Here is an 18636-nt window from a genome sequence, read left to right as displayed (position 1 = left end):
CAGTGATCGACCGGGATGGGACAGCAACCGTGACCGCCGGGTCGCGCGACGCGTGCGCCGGAGCTGTGCCGGGCCTCCTGACCGACGCGAACGGGCCGCCTCACCAGGGTGAGACGGCCCGTTCGCGTGTGTGCCCGCAGGCTCGGGGTCAGTCCGTCAGGGCCGTCGCGGCACGTCGTGCGCGGTTGCGGCGGAGGACCACGAGCGCCGTGATCCCGGCGAGCAGGAGCAGGCCCGCCGCGATCGCCGGAGCGGTCAGGTCCGCACCCGTGTAGGCGAGGTCGCCACCGGCGCGCGGGTCGTCGTCGGTCCCGCCGACGCCACCGATGCCGGCGTCGTCACCGCCACCCGCGCCGGGGCCGGGGGTGACCCCGCCGCCCGTGCCCGGGGTCGGGTCGACCGGGTCCGTCGGGTCCGTCGGGTCCGTCGGGTCCGTGGGGTCGGTCGGGTCGACCGCGGCGGCGACCGGGATCGTCACGGCGAGGGTGATGGTCTGGCCGGGCAGGGTGACCACGAGCGGTGCGTCCGTCGTGGCGACGGGCTCGGCCGCCGCGGCGAGCGAGACGGAGCCGGCGGTGCGGGCGGCGGCGCGTGCCGCCGGGGCCTCGATCTCGGGGACCGTGACGGTCAGGGTCGCGCGACCCTGCTCGTCGTTCTTGTCGGTGATCGTCGGGTCGATCGCCGACGACGCCAGCTCCTTGCCGTCCGCGCTGACCGAGACGGTGCCGGCCTTCGCGGGGTCCTCGCTGCTGAACACGAGCGACGACAGGTCGAGTTCGATCTCGTCACCGGGCTGGAACCCACCGGCCGGGGTCGGCGTGACCGTGACGCCGACGGCGCGCTGGTCGACCTGGGGTGTGACCTTCTTGTTCGCCACGAAGTAGTCCACCTGGGCCTGCAGGTCGACCTGGCCGGAGTCGGCGACGTTCGTGCCGGTCGCGAAGGCGGCGAAGTTGTCGCCACCGGTCGACAGGAACGAGTTGACGGTCACCTTGAGGGTGTCGGTCAGCGCGATCGGCTTGCCGTCGAGGGTCATGCCGGTGATGCGCTCGCCGCGGCCCTTCGACGGGTCGTAGGTGTACGCGAAGCCGTCCGAGACGCCGAGCTTCAGGAACGGACGCTCGAGGCCGTCCGGCTGCCACTGCTGCTCGAGGGCGTTCTTGATCTGCTGGCCGGTCATGTCCTTCGTCACCAGGGTGTTGGCGAACGGCTGGACGAGCGCGGCCTCCTTGTAGGTGACGGTGCCGTCGGGGTCGCCGGCACCGCTGGACGCGTAGACCATGTCGGTGCGGAGGCCGCCCGGGTTCATGAAGGCGATCTTCGAGCCGTTGCGGGCGGTCGCGCTGCGCTGGACCTCGGCGATGTAGTTGCCCAGGACGGACTCGCCACCGCGGTTCTCGGCCTTGCGGTCGGACTGCACGGCGCGACGCAGGTCACCCGTGATCTCGCCGAGCTTCTCGCCGCCCTTGACGTCGGCGACGGCCTTCGCGGCGGTCACGATGTCGCTCACCTCGGTGACCGAGGTGGTGTCGGCGGGGACACGCTTGTCGTCGTTCACGGGAGTGACCGAGGACGTGATCCCGGTGAGCTGCTTGTCCGCGTCCACGGTGAGCTGCAGGTGTCCGAGGTTCACCCCGTAGGACCCGGCCTGGATCACCGGACGCTTCGTGCCGTCGGGGCCGGCGATGGAGTGGTTGTACGTCGCGTGGGTGTGCGCCGAGACGATGGCCGAGACCTTCGACGAGACGCCGGAGGTGATCTTGCCGAAGGCGCCGGTGCCGGTGGCGTCGGCGAGCGCGCTCGTGGTGGCGCCCTCGTGCACGAGCAGGACGAGCACGTCGGCCTCGTCGTTGTCGTCCTTGCCGTCGGTGAGCTGCTCGGCGTACCGGTTGACCTGGCTGACGATCGGGGCCATCGCGAGGCCCTCGACCCCGCCGGGGCTGACGAGCCCGGGGATGAGGTCCTCGGTGGTCGCGCCGATGAAGCCGACCTTCACGCCGCCCTTCTCCACGATGGAGTACGGCGTGAACGCGGGGTCGGTGGTGCCGGCCGTGACGATGTTCGCCGAGACGTACGGCCAGTCGGCGCGGCCGTCGATGCGGTTCTTCAGGTCGTCCTGGCCCTTGTCGAGCTCGTGGTTGCCGATCGCGCTGACGTCGAGGTCCATGGCGTTCAGGGCGTCGATCGTGGGGGAGTCCTGCTGGATGAGCGAGGTGAAGGTCGAGGCGCCCACGTTGTCGCCGACGCTGGCGAAGATCGTGTTCGGGTTGGCCTCGCGGTACGACTGCACGACGCCGGCGAGCTTCGCGGCGCCGGCGGCCTTGTCGGCGGCGGTGCCCTCGGACTCGATGCGACCGTGGAAGTCGTTGACGTCGATGATGTCGATCGTCGTGTCGCCCTCGGCGGCGACGGCTGCGGACGGGACGGAGAGTGCGACCAGGACCCCGGCGGTGGCGAGGGCCGCGCCGGCGCCGAGGCGTCGTCGGGTCGTCGCACCGGCGGTTCCGGTGGTGTGGGAAGTGTTCATCGCCGTCGAACCTACGAAGACGCACAGGCGACTCGCCAGACCCCTGCCGAACTCGTCACACGACGTTCACATCGGCAACACGCGTGGTCGGTCCACGCGGAGTGGACGGGAGGCCCGGATCACGTGACCGACGTCGGTCACGTGATCCGGGCCTCCAGTCCAAGGCCCCGCGCTCGTTGCCGGTGGGTGCTCGCTACTGCTCCTGCGCGATCAGCGGACGCAGCGTGCGGTGCGCGATGCGCAGCCCCTCGAGCACCCTGTCGTCGGTGCCGCCCCAGAGCGGGTCCTCGTGCTCGACGCTCAGCGTGCCGTCGAAGCCGGCCTCGTAGAGGCGGTCGACGACGCGCGGCCAGTCCACGACACCGCGGCCCGGCACGCGGAACCGCCACCAGCCCATGTCCCACGGGTCGTCGCCCTTGTCGACCTTGCCGAAGAACCCGTACTCGTTGCGCCGCTCGGGGAAGAGCTCCAGGTCCTTCGCCTGGGCGTGCACGATGTGCTCGGCGAACGGCAGGATCGTCTCGACCGGGTCGATGCCGATCCACGTCAGGTGCGACGGGTCCCAGTTCAGCCCGAAGCCCAGACCGGTCACCCAGCCCCAGAGCTCGGGGGAGTACGCGAGGTTGCCGGGGTACCCGTCCGGGTGCCAGCCCTCCATCACGCAGTTCTCGATGACCAGCCGCACACCGCGCTCGCCGGCGTAGTCGACGAGCTCGGGCAGGACCCGGTTCCCCTCGGCCATGTTCTCGCGGACGGACTTCGTGGTGTCGCGCCCGATGAAGGTGCCGACGTACGGGATGCCGAGCGTCTGCGCGGTGTCGATCGCGTGCTCGAGGTGGGTCCGCACCGCGGCACGGTGCTCGAGGTCCCGGTGTAGGTTGTTCTCGTAGTAGGCGAGCGCGGAGATCTCGAGCCCGGTGCGGTCGAGCAGGTCGCGGGTGGCCAGGGCGTCCTCGTCGGTGAACGTGGCGACCGGCAGGTGCGCCGCCTCGAAGTCACGGCCGCCGGTGCCCGGCCAGACGGCGACCTCGAGCCGCTCGTACCCCTGCTGCTGGGCGAACCCGGCGATCCGGTCGAGCGACCAGCCGGGCAGACAGGCGGTCAGCATGCCGAGCTTCACCGGATCTCCCGCCAGGTCGTCTCGGCCGCGCTGCCGATCACGGCCTCGATGATGTCCGCGGAGCGGGCGCCGTCCGCGAACGTCGGCAACCCGTCGGGGGCCACCCCGGTGCGGACCGCGGTGTAGGTGTCGGCGACGAAGGCCGCGAAGGCGTCGAGGTACCCCTGGGGGTGCCCGGCCGGCACGATCGCCAGCCGGCGCTGGTCCGGGTACCCCTGCGACGGGTCGCGGACCACGATCTGCGCGCCGCGCTCGTTGCCGAACCAGGCCGACTCGGGCTGCTCCTGGTCGAACGCCGCGCTGCCGCGGGTGCCGTCGACCTCGAACCACAGGCGGTTCTTGCGGCCCGAGGCGACCTGCGAGATCACGACGTTGCCGATGCGGCCCGTGGCCGTGCGGAAGGTGGCGACGGCGGTGTCCTCGGTGGTGACCTCGGCGCGTTCGGCCGCGTCGGCCACCGGGTCCGGGTCGGGGGAGCCGGAGAACGACGGACCGGACGCCGCCGGCCGGGTCGGGTAGACGATGTCGGTCGCCGCGGACACCGAGGCGAAGCGCTCAGCCGTCACGAACTCGACCAGGTCGCACCAGTGCGAGCCGATGTCCGCGAACGCGCGGGACAGCCCGCTCGAGGTCGGGTCGACGCGCCAGCTCGAGGCGTCCTCGTCGAGCATCCAGTCCTGCAGGTAGTGGCCGTGCACCGCGAGCAGCCGGCCGAGCTCCCCGTCGGCGATGCGCGCCCGGATCTCGCGGACCATCGGGTGGTACCGGTACACGAACGGCACCGTGGCCACGACACCGGCCTCGTCGGCGGCGGCGACGAGCTCGGCGGCCTGCGCGGGGTCGATCGCCAGGGGCTTCTCACACACCACGTTGATGCCGGCCGCGATCACCGCGAGCGCCTGCGGGTGGTGCTGGTCGTTCGGGGTGCAGATGTGCACGACGTCGGGGGCGTCGGCGATGACCTCGTCGAGGGAGGCGTAGCCACGGGGCAGGTCGAGCTGCGCCGCCACCTGCTCCGACCGGGCGGCGTTCCGGCCGAGCACACCGACGACCTCGGCACCGGAGGCCCGGGCCGCCCGCGCGTGGACCCCGGCGATCATGCCCGTCCCGACCACGGCGACACGGAGGCGTCGCCCTTCGTACCCACTGCTCATGGTGCTCCCTCGCGCCGGACTGACACCACCGTAGCGGCCCGGCCGTCCACCGGGGACGGTGAGTACGGTCTGGTGCATGTCGAGCCTCCAGACCAGCCTGCTCATCCTCGGAGCCAGCGGCGACCTGTCCAAGCGCCTGCTCCTGCCCGGCCTCGCCACCCTGCTCCAGGTGAAGGACGACTGGGACGTCCAGCTCGTCGGGGCCGGTGTCGAGGACCTGTCCGACGCCGACTGGAAGGCGCAGGTGCGCGAGTCCTTCGAGAACGCGCAGGCGTCCAAGAACGAGGAGGACGAGGGCGCCTCGGGGGAGACGTCACTGCCGGACCGACTGCAGGCCGTGGTCGACGCCTCGACCTACCGGAAGGCCGACGTCACGGACCCGGACGACCTGCGGGCACTGCTCGCCGCGTGCGACCACGACCCCGCGATCTACTTCGCACTGCCGCCGGCGGTCACCGAGAAGAGCTGCGAGCAGCTCGCCCACCTCGACCTGGCCGCCGGCACCCGCCTGGCGCTCGAGAAGCCGTTCGGCACCGACGCCGACAGCGCCTCGCACCTCAACGACCTGCTGCACTCGTTCATCCCCGAGGAGCGCATCCACCGCGTCGACCACTTCCTCGGCCGCTCCACCGTGCTCAACCTGCTCGGGCTGCGCTTCGCCAACCGCATCATCGAGCCGCTGCTGTCGTCGCAGCACGTCGAGCGCGTCGACATCGTCTACGACGAGACCCTCGGGCTCGAGGGCCGGGCGCGCTACTACGACAAGGCCGGGGCGCTCACCGACATGATCCAGAGCCACCTGCTGCAGGTGATGGCCGTCGTCGCGATGGAGGCCCCCGCCTCGATCAATGCCGACGACCTGCGCACCCAGAAGGAGCTCGTGCTGCGGGCCGTCCGGCCGTGGGGTGGCGACGTCGTCACCGCGGGCAAGCGCGCCCGGTACACCGCCGGCACCGTCGGGGACCGCCAGCTGCCGTCGTACGTCGACGAGGACGGCGTGGACCCGTCGCTCGGCACCGAGACCCTCGCCCAGCTCACCCTGGAGATCGCGAACTGGCGATGGGCCGGCGTCCCGTTCACCCTGCGGTCCGGCAAGGCGCTCGCCGCGCAGCGCCGCGAGATCGTCATCACGTTCAAGGACTCCCCGCACGTGCCCGAGGGGCTCACCGGCACCGAGCTGCCCGACCGGCTGCGCATCTGGATCGCCCCGGACGAGATGCAGCTCGAGCTCAACGTCAACGGCGCCGGTGACCCGTACACGATCGACCACACGAGCCTCGAGGTGACCTTCAACCCCGGGCGTCTGAGCGCCTACGGCGAGGTGCTGGCCGGCGTGCTCGAGGGTGACGCCACGCTGTCGGTCCGCGGTGACAGCGCCGTGCAGGGCTGGAAGGTCGTCGGCCCGTTCCTCGACGCGTGGAAGGCCGGCAAGGCGCCCCTCGACGAGTACGCCGCCGGGTCCGTCGGCCCCGACGGCTGGGACAACATCGAGGCCTGACCCCGGGCGGCGGCGTAGCGTCGGGCGACGTGAACACCACCGACGACGTCCTGCAGACCGTTCCCGAACCCGCCGGCGCCGACATCCGTGTCGACGACGTGCCCTACGACCACGAGGGCACCGAACTGCTCGGTGTGCTCGCGAAGGACGCCGCGATCGCGGGCCCTCGTCCGGCCGTCCTCGTCGTGCACGACTGGCACGGCGTGAACGAGCACGTCGAGGCACGGGTGACGATGCTCGCCCGACTGGGCTACGTCGCCTTCGGCGCGGACATCTACGGCGCGGGCGTCCGCCCCGGTGACGACACCGCGGCCCAGGTCGCCGGCGGTTTCTACCAGGACCTGCCGCTGCTGCGCGCCCGCGCCACCGCCGGACTCGAGCGACTGCTCGCAGACCCCGACGTCGACCCCGCCCGCGTCGTCGTCATGGGGTACTGCTTCGGCGGCTCGACCGCACTCGAACTCGCACGGACCGGGGCCGACCTGGTCGGTGCCGTGGCGTTCCACGGCGGCCTCATCGCGCACGACCCCTCGGACGCCGCCGACATCCGGGCGAAGCTGCTCGTCCTCACCGGGGGAGCCGACCCCGTCGTGCCGGACGAGGCCGTGCACGCGTGGCAGGACGAGATGCGGGCGGCGCCGGACGTCGACTGGCAGGTCGTGACGTACTCCGGTGCGATGCACGCGTTCGCGGTGCCCGGCACCGACGCCCCGGACCACGGCGCGCAGTACCAGGAGCGCGCCGACCGCCGATCGTGGCAGGCGCTCCGGGTGTTCCTGGCCGAGGTGTTCGACGAGGAGCCCGCGGCGCTGTGACGGTGCGGCCGTCGGAGACCGCTCGCGACACGCCGAGCACGGGGGCCGGAGCGCCTCGATTGGCGCCCGGGCCGCACCTGTTGTAGAGTCTTCCACGGCCGCAAGGCCACGCGCTCGTAGCTCAATGGATAGAGCATCTGACTACGGATCAGAAGGTTGGGGGTTCGAGTCCCTTCGAGCGCACAGGCAAGCAGGAAGACGAAGGGCCCCGGTGGATTCCACCGGGGCCCTTCTTCGTTCATCAGCAGCGTTCGCGCCCGGGTCCACCCGTCGCGCGTCACGTCCGTGCGACTCGGTGAGCAGGAACGGTCGAGTCCCGGAGCTGGACTCGACCGTTCCTGCTCACGAAGTGGCAGGGGAGTACGGCTGGGCCGCCGCGATGACCTCCGACGCACCGGCGATGCCGAACGACGTGAAGAGCGGTGCCCACAGCGCCTTGAGCTGCGCCACGAGCTCGTCGTCGGTCAGCTGCGTCGAACCGTCCACCATGCCCAGCGTCGTGTTGAGGAGCAGCAGGACGGACGGCTGGACCGCGGCCGCGTCGACGTCCGCCGCCGCGACCCCGGCGCTGACGAGCTCGCCCCGCGTCATCTCGAACCAGTCGAAGCCGCGCGGCACCGGCACGCCGGCCTTGCCGAGTTCGTGCAGGAGCCGGACCGCGCCGCCCGCCACCGAGCCCCGGCGGACGTCCATCCCGGTGGTCAGGAGGAACACCGTCAGCCGCTCGATGCCGGGCTGCGCGGGGAGCGCGTCGAAGAGTCCACGCCAGCGCTGCTGCTGCAGTTCGATGACCGCCGTCGCCAGGTCCTTCTTCGACGGGAACAGGTGGTACCCGATCGCCGACTTCGGCTTGCCCATCGCCTCGGCGACGCGGGAGAACGTGGTCGCCTCGTAGCCGAAGGCCGCGAACTGCTGCCCCGCGGCGTCGATGATGGCTCGTCGAGACGCCTCCATGGCGAGCTGCCGCTGGTTCATCTGGCGCGGTGTCCTTCCTCGCCCGGAGTCGAGCGATCAGTGAACACCACATCCTAGGGCCGCTCGTGATGACGGCCCGTCCCCTGCCCGCGTCAGGCGGCGCAGAACGTGTGCCAGGCCACGTCGATCCCCTTCCGGTGCAGCGAGTCGAGTCCGACGTCGAGGTGCTTCCGCTCCGCGTCCACCAGGTGCGCGCACCGGTGGTCCTGGGCGACGGTCTGGGCCTGGCCGAGCGCGGTCACCAGGTCCGTGTCGATGGCGTCGAGCTGGGGCCGGATGGTCGCCAGGTCCGGTGCCGTCGTGGGCGCGGTCCACGGGTTGTGCGTCCAGTGGTTGATGAGGCCACGCTGGACCACCTTGCTCGCGGCGATCTGCGCGCGGATCACCCGGGTGACCAGGACGGGGTCGACGCCCTGCTGCTCCGCCAGGGTCACCGCTTCGTCGACGACGGCCTGTTCGCGCACCGGGTCGGCGACCGGCTTGCCGCTGAGCCACTTCGACTCCGCCACCGGGTCGGCGAGCTCCAGTCGGCGGATGATGAGCGCGCCGATGGTGTCGAGCTCTGCCGTCGACGCCGCGGGACGGGAACCGTCGTGGGAGATGGTCATCGTGGAACCCGTCGGTTCGGCGGACGTGGGCAGGGGGTCGGCGTTCGCCGCCGTGGTCGGCAGGGCGATGCCCGCCGCGAGCAGCCCGAGGGTCAGGGCCGTCGCGGCGGTCCGGCGGCTGCGGTGCCGGGCGGTGGTCGGGGTGGTGGGGTGTGCGGTGTTCACGGGGTTTCCTTCCCGAACCGGCGCCGGAAGCGTCGGGTCAGATCGTCGATGATCGGTTTGATGACCTCGTCGTAGAACGGGTAGACGCCGAAGTGGTCGGCGCCCTCGTCGCAGTAGCAGTCCATCGAGATCGCCTCCTCGAAGTTCGAGAAGACGTAGGTGGCACGGTGCGGGAACGCGGCGCGCGGCTCACGCGGGGTCGTGGTGGTCACGGCGGTGCTCGATCCCGGTCGGCAGCCGGTCAGCCGACCAGCCGAGCCGCGGGGACGCCGGGGTCGCGCCCGGAGTCCACCACGGCGTCGATCTCGGTGGATCCGTTGCCCGACCCGACCGTGCGGTTCTGGATCTGGTTGAGCGACCAGTTGCCCGGTAGGGGCTCGAGCTGGTTGCCCGCCCAGGCTGGCGACATCCCGGCGACGAACGAGAAGTGCGCGAGTCCGGCGCTGCTCACGGCGGTGCACGTGGCGCGGGAACCGTAGACGCCCGCCTTGTACAGGTTCCCGCGGTCCCGCAGGCCGGCGGCGACGCCGCGGAAGTACGGCACCACGAGCGACTCGTCCTGCGCCGCCGAAGCGTCGAAGTCGGCGGCGAAGTAGACGGTGGTCTGCTTCGGGATCCCGAGCTGTCGGGCGGCGTCGTGGGCGCGGTGGGCGTCGCGGACACCCTGCTCCTCGGTGAACCACGAGGCAGTGAACCCGCCTTCCTCGAAGATCGGCCACAGCCCGAGCCCGGCGCTCGCCATCACACGGAGTTCGGCGGGGGTCAGGGCCTTGTCGAGTGCTCCGGACTGCTGGTGGTTGGTGAGGTAGCGGCCGACGCCGGTGGCACCGGACGCACGGACAGCGGCCGCACTGGCGTCGTCGAGGCGCACCGCGGTGTCGGCACCGGTCGTCGCGCGGTCCGGATCACCCGTGCTCGCGGCCAGGGCTGCCCACGTGCCGGCGTCGCACGTCCCGGTCTGCTCGGCCGGCGGGAACGCCTGGAACTGCTGGAACGCACGGACCACCGCGGCGTCCGCTGCCGAGTATGCACTGCTGAACACGACGCGCTCGCCGTTCAGCACCAGGAGCGCCTTGACGAGCAGCACCCAGGCGCCGGTGGCCCCGACCGCGACGACGCTCGGTCCCGCGGCACGGAGCGCGGCAGCCGTCCCCGGTCCCCAGGCGCCGTCGACCGTGACACCCACCGCGACCTGCACCGCGCGGATCGCGGCCGAGTACGTGCTCGTGTCGACGAGCCCGCTCGTGCTGCCGTACGCGCCGCCGGTCGCCTCGGCGTAGGTGCGGTTGAGGTACTGCTGCACCGCGCGCACCGATCGGGATCCGCCGGAGGCGAGCCGGACCGGGTCGACGGTCAGGAGGGCGCCGAACAGGTGGGCCGACAGCGGGAGTGCTCCGGGCTCGGCACCCAGGTCGGACCGGAGCGCCTGCACGGCCGCGACGGTGGCCGCGTCGTACTCGCCGGTGAGCGTCACGGTCGCAGCACCCTTGCAGACGAGTCCGGCCTGGACGAGCCGGCACCAGGTCGCGGCGTCGGCACCCGTCTCGGCCCCGACGTCGCCGTGCTGCTCGAGCTTCCGACGGGTCGTCGGCCCGAGCGTCGCGACGACGGGGGAGATGCCGAGGAGCGACTGGGTGGCCTGCACGATCCCGAGCACGGTGCCGCTGCCGGTCAGTCCGTCCTCGTCGACGTGCACCCACCCGTGCAGGTGCCCGAAGGTCGTGTTGAGCCAGCGCTGCACGGCGAGCACGCCCGAGTCGGCGGAGCCGGAGGAACCGGTCGATCCGGTGGAGTCCGCCGCGCCGGACGGGGTGGCGGCGTCGGCCGGGGCCGCGAGTGCGGTCGTGACGAGCGGGACGGCGGCGGTGATGCCGATGAGCGCAGTTCGGCGCGAGATGTGCACGGGGGTGCCCCTTCAGTTGCCTCGAGCGTCCGCTGGCCGTCGATCGCACTGTGCGATGCTGATGGCCGCGGCATGGTCCGAGCAACTTCGTCCCTCAACTTGGGACGGTCCTGCAATTCGACAGACGATCGTCTGATGAAGCGCTCAGTCCGGCCGCTCGGGCCGCCCTGCTCAGCGCGCGAACGCCGCCAACCGGTCCTGCAGCCCGCGCTCCAGGTACGGCGCGAGCGACGAGGCCCACGTCGCCGTCACGTGCGACTTGTCGCGGTAGACCAGCACGCCGCCGATCACCGCCGGGCAGGTCGTCGCGGTGCAGTAGTGGTCCGTCAGGTCGACCTCCGCGGCGTGACCCCCGGCGGCCCTGAACGCCCGCACGGCGTCGTCCGTCGAGTCGGTCTGCCGGAAGGCCTCTGAGCGCGGCTGGTCGCACGAGCTGTTCGTCGGTCCGGACATCCTGCTCACGCACTCCACGACGTCGGGTCGGGGCACCGGGTTGTCGCGGATGGCGATCACCGGCAGGTCGTCGCCGGCCGCCTGCTCCCAGGCATCGACGAGGCCGTCGCGGGTCGCCGCGTCGCGGGCTGCGCCGGCGGGCAGGTCGACCGGTCGCTGGGTGGCCGAGTGGGTGACGACCAGGGCGTCGGCGTCCCGGTGGGCTCGGACGAAGTCGATCGCCTGGTGCTTCCAGTCGTCGCACTTGCGCATGAAGTCGGTGCTGACGGAGCTCTGTCGCGCGGTGGTGAGGTAGCACCCACCGGTGCCCGCCAGGTCGATCCGCCACCCGTTGTCGTCGGCGATCCGCTCGTACGCTCCGAGCAGGGCGTTGCTGTGCGAGTCGCCGATCACGACGAGGTGCTTCGACCACCCGGTCGCCTTGCCCAGGACGCAGGTCGTGAAGACCTCGTTCCAGCACTCGCCACGGTTCGCGTCGTCGCGTGCGGCCGAAGCGGGGGCGGGGATGCGCACGTCGGCCAGGCTCGGGTCGACGCAGGGGTGCGCGGAGCCGATGAGCGCCGCCGCACCGATGCACGACGGGTCGTCCTGGCCACGCTGGCTGGTGAGCTGCTTCGTGAGTTGCTGCGTGGCGCGCTCGGCCTGCACGTCCTGGACGTGGACGACGGTCAGGGTCGCGGCACCGAGGGTGGCGACGGTGAAGGTGCAGATGACGCCGAGCGCGACGGTGCCCTGCGGCCGGAGGTCGCGCATCCAGGCCGAGAACCGGACGGGTTCCTCGAACCAGACGGTCGTGACCGCGGCCAGTCCGAAGGAGACGAGCAGGACAGCGGCGCTGGTCGCCCAGCCGAGCGGGTGTCCGAGGGCGATCGGCAGGATCACGACGAGCGGCCAGTGCCACAGGTAGAGCGAGTACGAGATGCGCCCGGTGAACGCGATCGGGGCGAGGGCGCCGAGCGTCGCGAACACGGTGCTCCCACCGAAGAGCACCATGAGGGTGGCCCCCGCGACGGGGAGCAGTGCGGCGACACCGGGGAACGGTGTGCCGGGGCCGATGGCGACGAGCGACAGGACGAGCGCGGCGGCACCGGTGCTCGCCAGCACGAGGCGTACCCGTCGGGCGACGTCGGTGCGGACCTCGGGCAGACGGACGGTGGCGGCGAGCCCGCCGAGGGCGAACTCCCACGCGCGGGTGCCGGTGGAGAAGTACGCGACGCCGGGGTTCGTGCTGGTCTGCACGATGCTCCAGGCGAGCGACAGCACGACGACGCCGCCGAGCAGCAGTCGCGCGGTCGTCAGGGGCGAGCAGCGCCGACGGACGAGGAACCCGAGCCCGATCAGCGCCAGGGGCAGCGCGATGTAGAACTGCTCCTCGACGGACAGCGACCAGAAGTGCTGGAAGGGCGAGGGATCGTTCGTCGAGGCCAGGTAGTCGACCGCGCTCGCCGCCAGCTCCCAGTTCTGCAGGTAGATCGTCGACGCGATGAGTTCGCGCCCGTACTGGCCCCAGAGCGTGTTGGGCACGGCCACCAGGACGGCGCCGCCCGTGACCAGGATCGTCAGGAACGCGCCGGGGAGGAGACGCTTCGCCCGGCGCGACCAGAACCGGCCGAGGCGGATGGCGCCGGTCGCGAGCTGTTCGCGCACCAGGTGTCCGGTGATGAGGAAACCGGAGATCACGAAGAAGACGTCGACGCCGACGAACCCACCGCGGAGCGCGTGTGGCCACAGGTGGTAGACGACGACCGACAGGACCGCGAAGGCGCGGAGCCCCTGGATGTCCCACCGCGTCGTGTCGCGCGCCTGGTGCGCGGGGCCGCGCTCGCCCGACGTTGCAGTGTTCACTGCCACGATCCTACGAGAAGCGTGTGTCGCCTCGGAACCATCCCCGCAACCGACGGGAGGCCCGTGGCGACACCGCCACGGGCCTCCCGTCCGTCAGGTGGTGCGTCGACTACGCGACGGTCGCGCGCGCTTCGGCCAGCGACGGGTAGTCGGTGTAGCCCTCGGCGGTCGCGCCGTAGAAGAGCTCCGGACGGGGCTCGTTGAGCTCGGCGTCGTGCTCCCAGCGGTGCGCGAGGTCCGGGTTGGCGATCGCGGCGCGGCCCACGGCGACGGCGTCGGCGTGGTCGCCCTCGACGATCGCGATGGCCTCGTCGCGGGTGGTGAGTGACGAGAAGCCCGAGTTCACGATGAACGGCGCACCCGCGGTGCGGCGGACGTGCTGCACCAGGTCGCCGGTCGGCTCGGCGTGCAGGACGTCGACGAAGGCGAGCCCCAGCGGCGCGAGGCCCTCGGCGACGGCGGTGTAGGTGGCGCGGACGTCGTCGGCGTCGTCCTCGATGACGCCCTGGATCCCGTGCTCGGGCGACAGGCGGATGCCGGTGCGGTCGGCGCCGATGGCCTCGGCGATGGCGGTCGTGACCTCGATCGCGAAGCGTGCGCGGTTCTCGGGGGAGCCGCCGTACTGGTCGGTGCGGGTGTTCGACACCGGCGACATGAACTCGTGCACCAGGTAGCCGTTGGCGCCGTGGACCTCGACGCCGTCGAGCCCGGCGGCGATCGCGTTGCGGGCGGCCTGCACGAAGCCCTGCACGGCCTCCTGCACCTCGGCGGTGGTCAGCTCGTGCGGGACGGGCATGTCGGCCTTCGAGCCGTCGGCCAGGTGCGTCTGCCCGGGGGCGGCGATGGCGGACGGGGCGACGATGCGCGGGGTCTGCGAGATGTCGGTGTGCGAGACGCGGCCACCGTGCATGAGCTGCATGACGATCGTGCCGCCGGCGGCGTGCACGGCGTCGGTCACGCGGCGCCAGCCGGCGATCTGGTCCTCGGTCTCGATGCCGGGCTGCCCGGGGTAGGAGCGGCCCTCCTGCACGGGCCAGGTGCCCTCGGTGATGATCATGCCGAGGCCGGCGCGCTGCCGGTAGTGCTCGACGAGCAGGTCGTTCGGGACGCCGTGCTCGCCGGCGCGGGTGCGCGTGAGCGGGGCCATGACGACGCGGTTCGACAGGGACAGGGCGCCGATGGAGGCGGGTTCGAAGAGCTTCACCTCAGGGCGAACGACGAGTTGTCCGATGCAATTCCGCCTCGGAGCACTTCTTCAGGCAGCGCGGTCAGTCGCGCGGGCACACCAGCGTCGAGGAGCGGACCTGGCCCTCAGGCCGGATCACCTGGTGCTGCGAGAGGGGCTTGCCGCACAGGGGGCACCCCCGGTCGATTGTCCGGTCGTCGATGCCCTCGGGGCGACCGGCGCCGATCTGCGAGGGGCCCATCTTGTTGATGAGCGTCGTGTTCCACCGTTCGTACCACTGGCCGAAGCGTCCCACGGTGCATCCTTTCGTTCGTGCACGAACCATTATGGCACCGATGGCCGCGGATCACACCTGGTCGACGCGCTCCAGCAGCTCGGTCAGCTCGTCCTTCAGGGACTCGAGCCGGGCGAGTGGCCACCCGAGCCGGTCGGCGACGGCGAGCGGGACCGCCTGGGCGCGGTCGCGCAGGGCGTGCCCGGCGGTCGTCAGGGAGACCTCGAGCTGGCGTTCGTCGGCGGCGCTGCGCGTGCGGCGGACGTACCCGGAGGCCTCGAGTCGCTTGAGCAGCGGGCTCAGCGTCGCGGAGTCGAGTCGCAGTTCGCCGGCGATCTCGCGCACCGATCGCGGGTCCCGCTCCCACAGGGCGAGCATGACGAGGTACTGCGGGTGGGTCAGGCCCATCGGTTCGAGCAGGTCGCGGTACAGCCCGATGACGCTGCGGCTCGTCGCCGCGAGTGCGAAGCAGAGCTGCCGGTCGAGCGCGAGCGGGTCCGGGGCGGTCTGGGTCATGCGTTCAGGGTACTTCGTTCGTGCACGAAGTGGCGTGCTCGCGACCCGGGGCGGTGGGCGCGACGGCCTGGAGGCCCGGTGCCGGTCTCGTGGACCGGCGCCGGGCCTCCAGGGTGGTGGCGCTGGTGCGTCGACTACGCGCGGTGCGCGGGCGGGTGCCCCGAGTCGTGCGCGTTCGCGTCCGGCTCCACGGGGAGCGCGTGGGTGCCGGTGTGCGTGTCCTCGTGGCCGGCCACCGGGTGGGTGCGCTCGAGCTTCGCGCCCTCCACGTCGACGTCCGGCACGATGCGGTCGAGCCACTTCGGGAACCACCAGGCGCTCTTGCCGAGCAGGTGCATCGCCGACGGGATGAGCAGCATGCGGACGACGAAGGCGTCGATCAGCACACCGAAGGCCAGCCCGAAGCCGATCGGCTTGATGGTGGACGAGTCCGAGAAGATGAAGCCCGCGAACACGGAGATCATGATGATCGCGGCTGCCGTGACCACCGCGCGACCCGCGTGCAGACCGCGCTGGACGGCCACCTTCGCGCTCGCACCGTGGGCGTAGGCCTCACGCATGCCGGACACCAGGAACAGCTGGTAGTCCATCGCCAGACCGAACAGGATGCCGATCTCGATGATGGGCAGGAAGCTCAGGATCGGTGCCGGGTCGTGCACACCGAAGACCGAGCCGAGCCAGCCGAACTGGTAGATCGCGGTCAGTCCACCGAACGACGCCAGCACGGACAGGATGAACCCGGCGGTGGCGGTGATCGGCACGAGGAACGACCGGAACACGATGATCAGGATGATCAGCGACAGCCCGACGACCACCACGAGGTAGAGCGGCAGCACGTTCGAGAGCTTCTCGGACACGTCGATGTTCGCCGACGCGTTGCCGGCGACGCCGAGCGTGACCTTGCCGTCGTCGGTGGAGACGGTCTGCTCGCGCAGGTCCTTCACGACGTTCTCGGTGGAGACGCTGTCCGGGCCGCCGGCGGGCTTCACCTGGAACGCGATGATGTCGCGGTCCTTCGAGGCCCCGATCGGCAGGACGGCCTCCACGTCGTCGTTCTTCGCGATCGCCTGGCCGATGGTGACCTCGGTCGCGGTGACGTCGCTCTTGCTGATCGACTCCGGCAGGGTCGCCACGACGAGCAGCGGGCCGTTCTGACCGGCGCCGAACTCCTTCTCGAGTGCCTTGTAGGCCTTGTACTGGCTCGACTCGACGGCCTCGGACGAACCGCTCGGCAGGCCGAGGCGCATCTGCGTCGCGGGCAGGGCGATGGTGCCGAGCACCGCGACGCCGAGGACGAGCGTGATGACCGCGCGCCAGCTCGACATCGGCTTGTTCGGGATCCGCGTGGAGTCGGTGTTGCCGATCTTCGCGCGCTCCTTCTTCCGCAGGATCCGCATGCCGATGAGCGACAGCAGGGCCGGGGTGAACGAGGTCGCGATGAGGATCGCGAAGAGCACCGCGACCGCACCGACGGTGCCCATCAGGCCGAGGAACGGGATGCCGGTGATGTTCAGCGCGAGCAGCGCGACGATGACCGTCGCACCGGCGAACACCACGGCGTTGCCCGAGGTGCCGTTCGCGAGCCCGATCGACTCGTGCACCTGCATGCCCTGCTTCAGCTGGGTCCGGTGCCGGTTCAGGATGAACAGCGAGTAGTCGATGCCGACCGCCAGGCCCAGCATCACCCCCAGCACCGGCGTGACCGAGATGAACTCGACGACGCTCGAGAACGACAGGGCGGTGAGCGAGGCGACGCCGACGCCGAGGACGGCGCTGACGAGCGGGACCGCGGCGCCGATGACGGTGCGGAGCATCAGGAGCAGCACGATCGCGGCGATGATGACACCGCCGATCTCACCCGGGCCGAGGATCGACGGCACGCCCTGTGCGATGTCGTTCGAGACGTACACGTTGACACCCTGGATGTCGGCCGACTCGGCGTCGTCCGCGATGGCGGTCTTCGTGTCCGCGGGAACCTCGTAGGTCGACTTCGTGAACTGCACGGTGCCGATCGCGGCGCTGCCGTTGTCCGACACGAAGCGGATGTCCTTCGACAGGTCGAGCAGGTCCGAGCCCTGTTCGAGCTGCTGCTCGTTGTCGTCGAGCTTCTGCTTGTTCGTGTCGATCGTCTTCTGGGCGGTCGCGATCTGCTGCGCTCCGGCGTCGATCTGGGCCTGCTGGGCGTCGATCTGCGCCTGCGCCTGCTGGAGCTGGGCGGCCGCGGCCTGCGCCTGTGCGGCGGGGACGGCCGCGCCGCCGGCTGCCTGCGCCTGGGCCTTCTGCGCGTCGAGCTGCGCCTGGGCGTCCTGGATCTTCTGCTTGCCGGACTCGAGCTGCGCCTTCTGGGCGTCGAGCTGCTGCTGGCCGGTCTCGATCTTCGCGCGACCGGACTCGATCTGGTCGCGCCCGTCGACGATCTTCTGCCGCTGGTCGTCGAGCTGCTGCTGGGTGGCGAAGCCGCTCGTCGTGCCCTTGACGCCGTCGAGCTTCTCGAGGCTGGTCAGGAAGTCGTCGATCTCGGACTGCTGCGACGACGAGAACGCCTTGCCGTCCTTCGTCTCGAAGACGATCGTGCCGTTGCCGCCGTTCGCCGACGGGAACTTGTCGGCGAGCTGGTCCTGCACCTGACTGGTCTTGGTGTTCGGGATCGTGATCGACGACGAGATCGTGCCGGCGAAGAGCGTGTACGTGACGCCCGCGACGGCCATGATCGCGACCCAGGTGATGATCACGAGCCAGTGGCGTCGTGCGGAGAACCGTCCGAGACGGTAGAGGAGACCGGCCATGCGGTTGCCTGCGGTCCTTTCGTTGTCAGGTGCTGGTGGTGCGGGGTGCGCCGGTGGACCCCTGGGGGATGAGGAGGTGGGGCGGTGTCAGTCGTCGGCCATGTAGCCGCTGCGGACGCTGTGCACGAGTCGGGCGAGCAGGTCGTCCCACGCGTCGAGCGCCGGCTGGTCGAGCTCGGGGCCGGACGTCGCCAGCCAGTGCTCCGCGATGACGACGATGCCGCTCATGAGCGACTCGACGAGCAGTGCGGCGTCGAGGGGGTCGGCGGCCGGGTAGCGCCGGGCGACCTCGTGCCGGAGCCGTTCGGTCACACGCGAGAACGCCGTCTGGGTCAGCACCGCGGCCTTCGGGTCGTCCTTGCCAGGGTCGCCGAGGATCCGGTACATGCTGGCGATCGCCGGAGCCAGGTCGGCACCGCGGGCGGCGGACTCGAGCTCGTCGAACATCGACGCCCGGCTGCCGTCGCCCACCGGGGTCCGGGCCATGTCGGCGAGGAACCGGTCGATGATGACGGACAGCTCCTGTTCGCACACGGCGAGCAGGACCTCGTCGAGCGAGGCGAAGTGGTTGAAGACGGTGCGCCGGGCGATGTCCGCCCGGGCGGCGAGGTCGTCCACGCTGAAGTCGCGGCCGCCGCGCTCGTCGATCAGGTCGCGAGCGGCCTGCAGGATCGCCGCGCGGTGCTTCGCCTTGAGGGCAGCACGGCGGTCGGTCGCGATGGTCACGAGACGGAACACTAGGTGCATCGATGCACTCGGTGCAACGAGGTTGAGTGCATCCCCAGGTTCGTCCCCCGGAGCAGAACGCATG

The 18636-nt window shown here is 71.3% G+C and carries 15 protein-coding genes and 1 tRNA gene; 3 read left to right on the top strand and 13 right to left on the bottom strand.

Features of this window, described 5'->3' with window-relative positions; genetic code table 11:
- Positions 1-148: 148 nt before the first annotated feature.
- The 3 genes from ACZZ9K_RS06920 to ACZZ9K_RS06910 all read right to left on the bottom strand — a co-directional run bounded on the left by ACZZ9K_RS06920 (position 149) and on the right by ACZZ9K_RS06910 (position 4801).
- Positions 149-2527 carry a bifunctional metallophosphatase/5'-nucleotidase gene (locus ACZZ9K_RS06920; protein ID WP_463443657.1) on the bottom strand — a complete coding sequence of 793 codons (2379 nt, stop codon included), beginning with the start codon at positions 2525-2527 and terminating at the stop codon, positions 149-151.
- A gap of 193 nt (positions 2528-2720) precedes the next feature.
- Complete coding sequence (locus tag ACZZ9K_RS06915) at positions 2721-3647, bottom strand: sugar phosphate isomerase/epimerase family protein (protein WP_463443656.1); 927 nt, start codon at positions 3645-3647, stop codon at positions 2721-2723.
- Positions 3644-4801, bottom strand: coding sequence for a Gfo/Idh/MocA family protein (locus ACZZ9K_RS06910; protein ID WP_463443655.1), 1158 nt, complete (start codon positions 4799-4801; stop codon positions 3644-3646). Before ACZZ9K_RS06910 ends, ACZZ9K_RS06915 begins: the two co-directional genes overlap by 4 nt.
- A gap of 76 nt (positions 4802-4877) precedes the next feature.
- Here ACZZ9K_RS06910 and ACZZ9K_RS06905 point away from each other — a divergent pair, with 76 nt between their 5' ends.
- From ACZZ9K_RS06905 to ACZZ9K_RS06895, 3 genes are all read left to right on the top strand, one after another.
- Complete coding sequence (locus tag ACZZ9K_RS06905; RefSeq protein ID WP_463443654.1) at positions 4878-6299, top strand: glucose-6-phosphate dehydrogenase; 1422 nt, start codon at positions 4878-4880, stop codon at positions 6297-6299.
- 29 nt (positions 6300-6328) lie between these two features.
- Complete coding sequence (locus tag ACZZ9K_RS06900) at positions 6329-7114, top strand: dienelactone hydrolase family protein (protein ID WP_412147658.1); 786 nt, start codon at positions 6329-6331, stop codon at positions 7112-7114.
- Positions 7115-7224: 110 nt separating this feature from the next.
- Positions 7225-7297 (top strand) — tRNA-Arg (locus ACZZ9K_RS06895).
- Between the two features lie 159 nt (positions 7298-7456).
- Here the strand turns inward: ACZZ9K_RS06895 and ACZZ9K_RS06890 are convergent.
- From ACZZ9K_RS06890 to ACZZ9K_RS06845, 10 genes are all read right to left on the bottom strand, one after another.
- Positions 7457-8089 (bottom strand): TetR/AcrR family transcriptional regulator, encoded by a 633-nt coding sequence (locus ACZZ9K_RS06890; protein WP_463443653.1) that lies wholly within the window; start codon positions 8087-8089, stop codon positions 7457-7459.
- 92 nt (positions 8090-8181) lie between these two features.
- On the bottom strand, positions 8182-8862 hold the full coding sequence (gene aroQ / locus ACZZ9K_RS06885; RefSeq protein ID WP_463443652.1) for a gamma subclass chorismate mutase AroQ: 681 nt from the start codon (positions 8860-8862) through the stop codon (positions 8182-8184).
- A complete protein-coding gene (locus tag ACZZ9K_RS06880) occupies positions 8859-9074 on the bottom strand; it encodes a hypothetical protein (RefSeq protein WP_138804098.1) in 216 nt (71 codons plus the stop codon). Before ACZZ9K_RS06880 ends, aroQ begins: the two co-directional genes overlap by 4 nt.
- 29 nt (positions 9075-9103) lie before the next feature.
- On the bottom strand, positions 9104-10765 hold the full coding sequence (locus ACZZ9K_RS06875) for a glycoside hydrolase domain-containing protein (protein ID WP_463443651.1): 1662 nt from the start codon (positions 10763-10765) through the stop codon (positions 9104-9106).
- Positions 10766-10936: 171 nt separating this feature from the next.
- On the bottom strand, positions 10937-13063 hold the full coding sequence (locus ACZZ9K_RS06870) for an acyltransferase family protein (protein ID WP_463443650.1): 2127 nt from the start codon (positions 13061-13063) through the stop codon (positions 10937-10939).
- A gap of 109 nt (positions 13064-13172) precedes the next feature.
- Complete coding sequence (locus ACZZ9K_RS06865; protein ID WP_463443649.1) at positions 13173-14267, bottom strand: alkene reductase; 1095 nt, start codon at positions 14265-14267, stop codon at positions 13173-13175.
- A gap of 64 nt (positions 14268-14331) precedes the next feature.
- The gene (locus tag ACZZ9K_RS06860; RefSeq protein WP_027466129.1) at positions 14332-14544 is read right to left on the bottom strand and encodes a hypothetical protein; all 213 of its coding nucleotides are present in this window, start codon (positions 14542-14544) and stop codon (positions 14332-14334) included.
- A 51-nt stretch (positions 14545-14595) separates the two neighbouring features.
- Positions 14596-15039 (bottom strand): MarR family winged helix-turn-helix transcriptional regulator, encoded by a 444-nt coding sequence (locus tag ACZZ9K_RS06855; RefSeq protein WP_017888357.1) that lies wholly within the window; start codon positions 15037-15039, stop codon positions 14596-14598.
- 134 nt (positions 15040-15173) lie between these two features.
- Positions 15174-17825: an MMPL family transporter gene (locus ACZZ9K_RS06850; RefSeq protein WP_463443648.1), complete on the bottom strand. Its 2652-nt coding sequence runs from the start codon at positions 17823-17825 to the stop codon at positions 15174-15176.
- Between the two features lie 87 nt (positions 17826-17912).
- Complete coding sequence (locus tag ACZZ9K_RS06845) at positions 17913-18551, bottom strand: TetR/AcrR family transcriptional regulator (RefSeq protein ID WP_027466131.1); 639 nt, start codon at positions 18549-18551, stop codon at positions 17913-17915.
- Positions 18552-18636: the final 85 nt, after the last annotated feature.

Source organism: Curtobacterium sp. AC268 (genome assembly GCF_979258745.1).
This window is presented reverse-complemented; position numbering and strand designations above follow the sequence as displayed.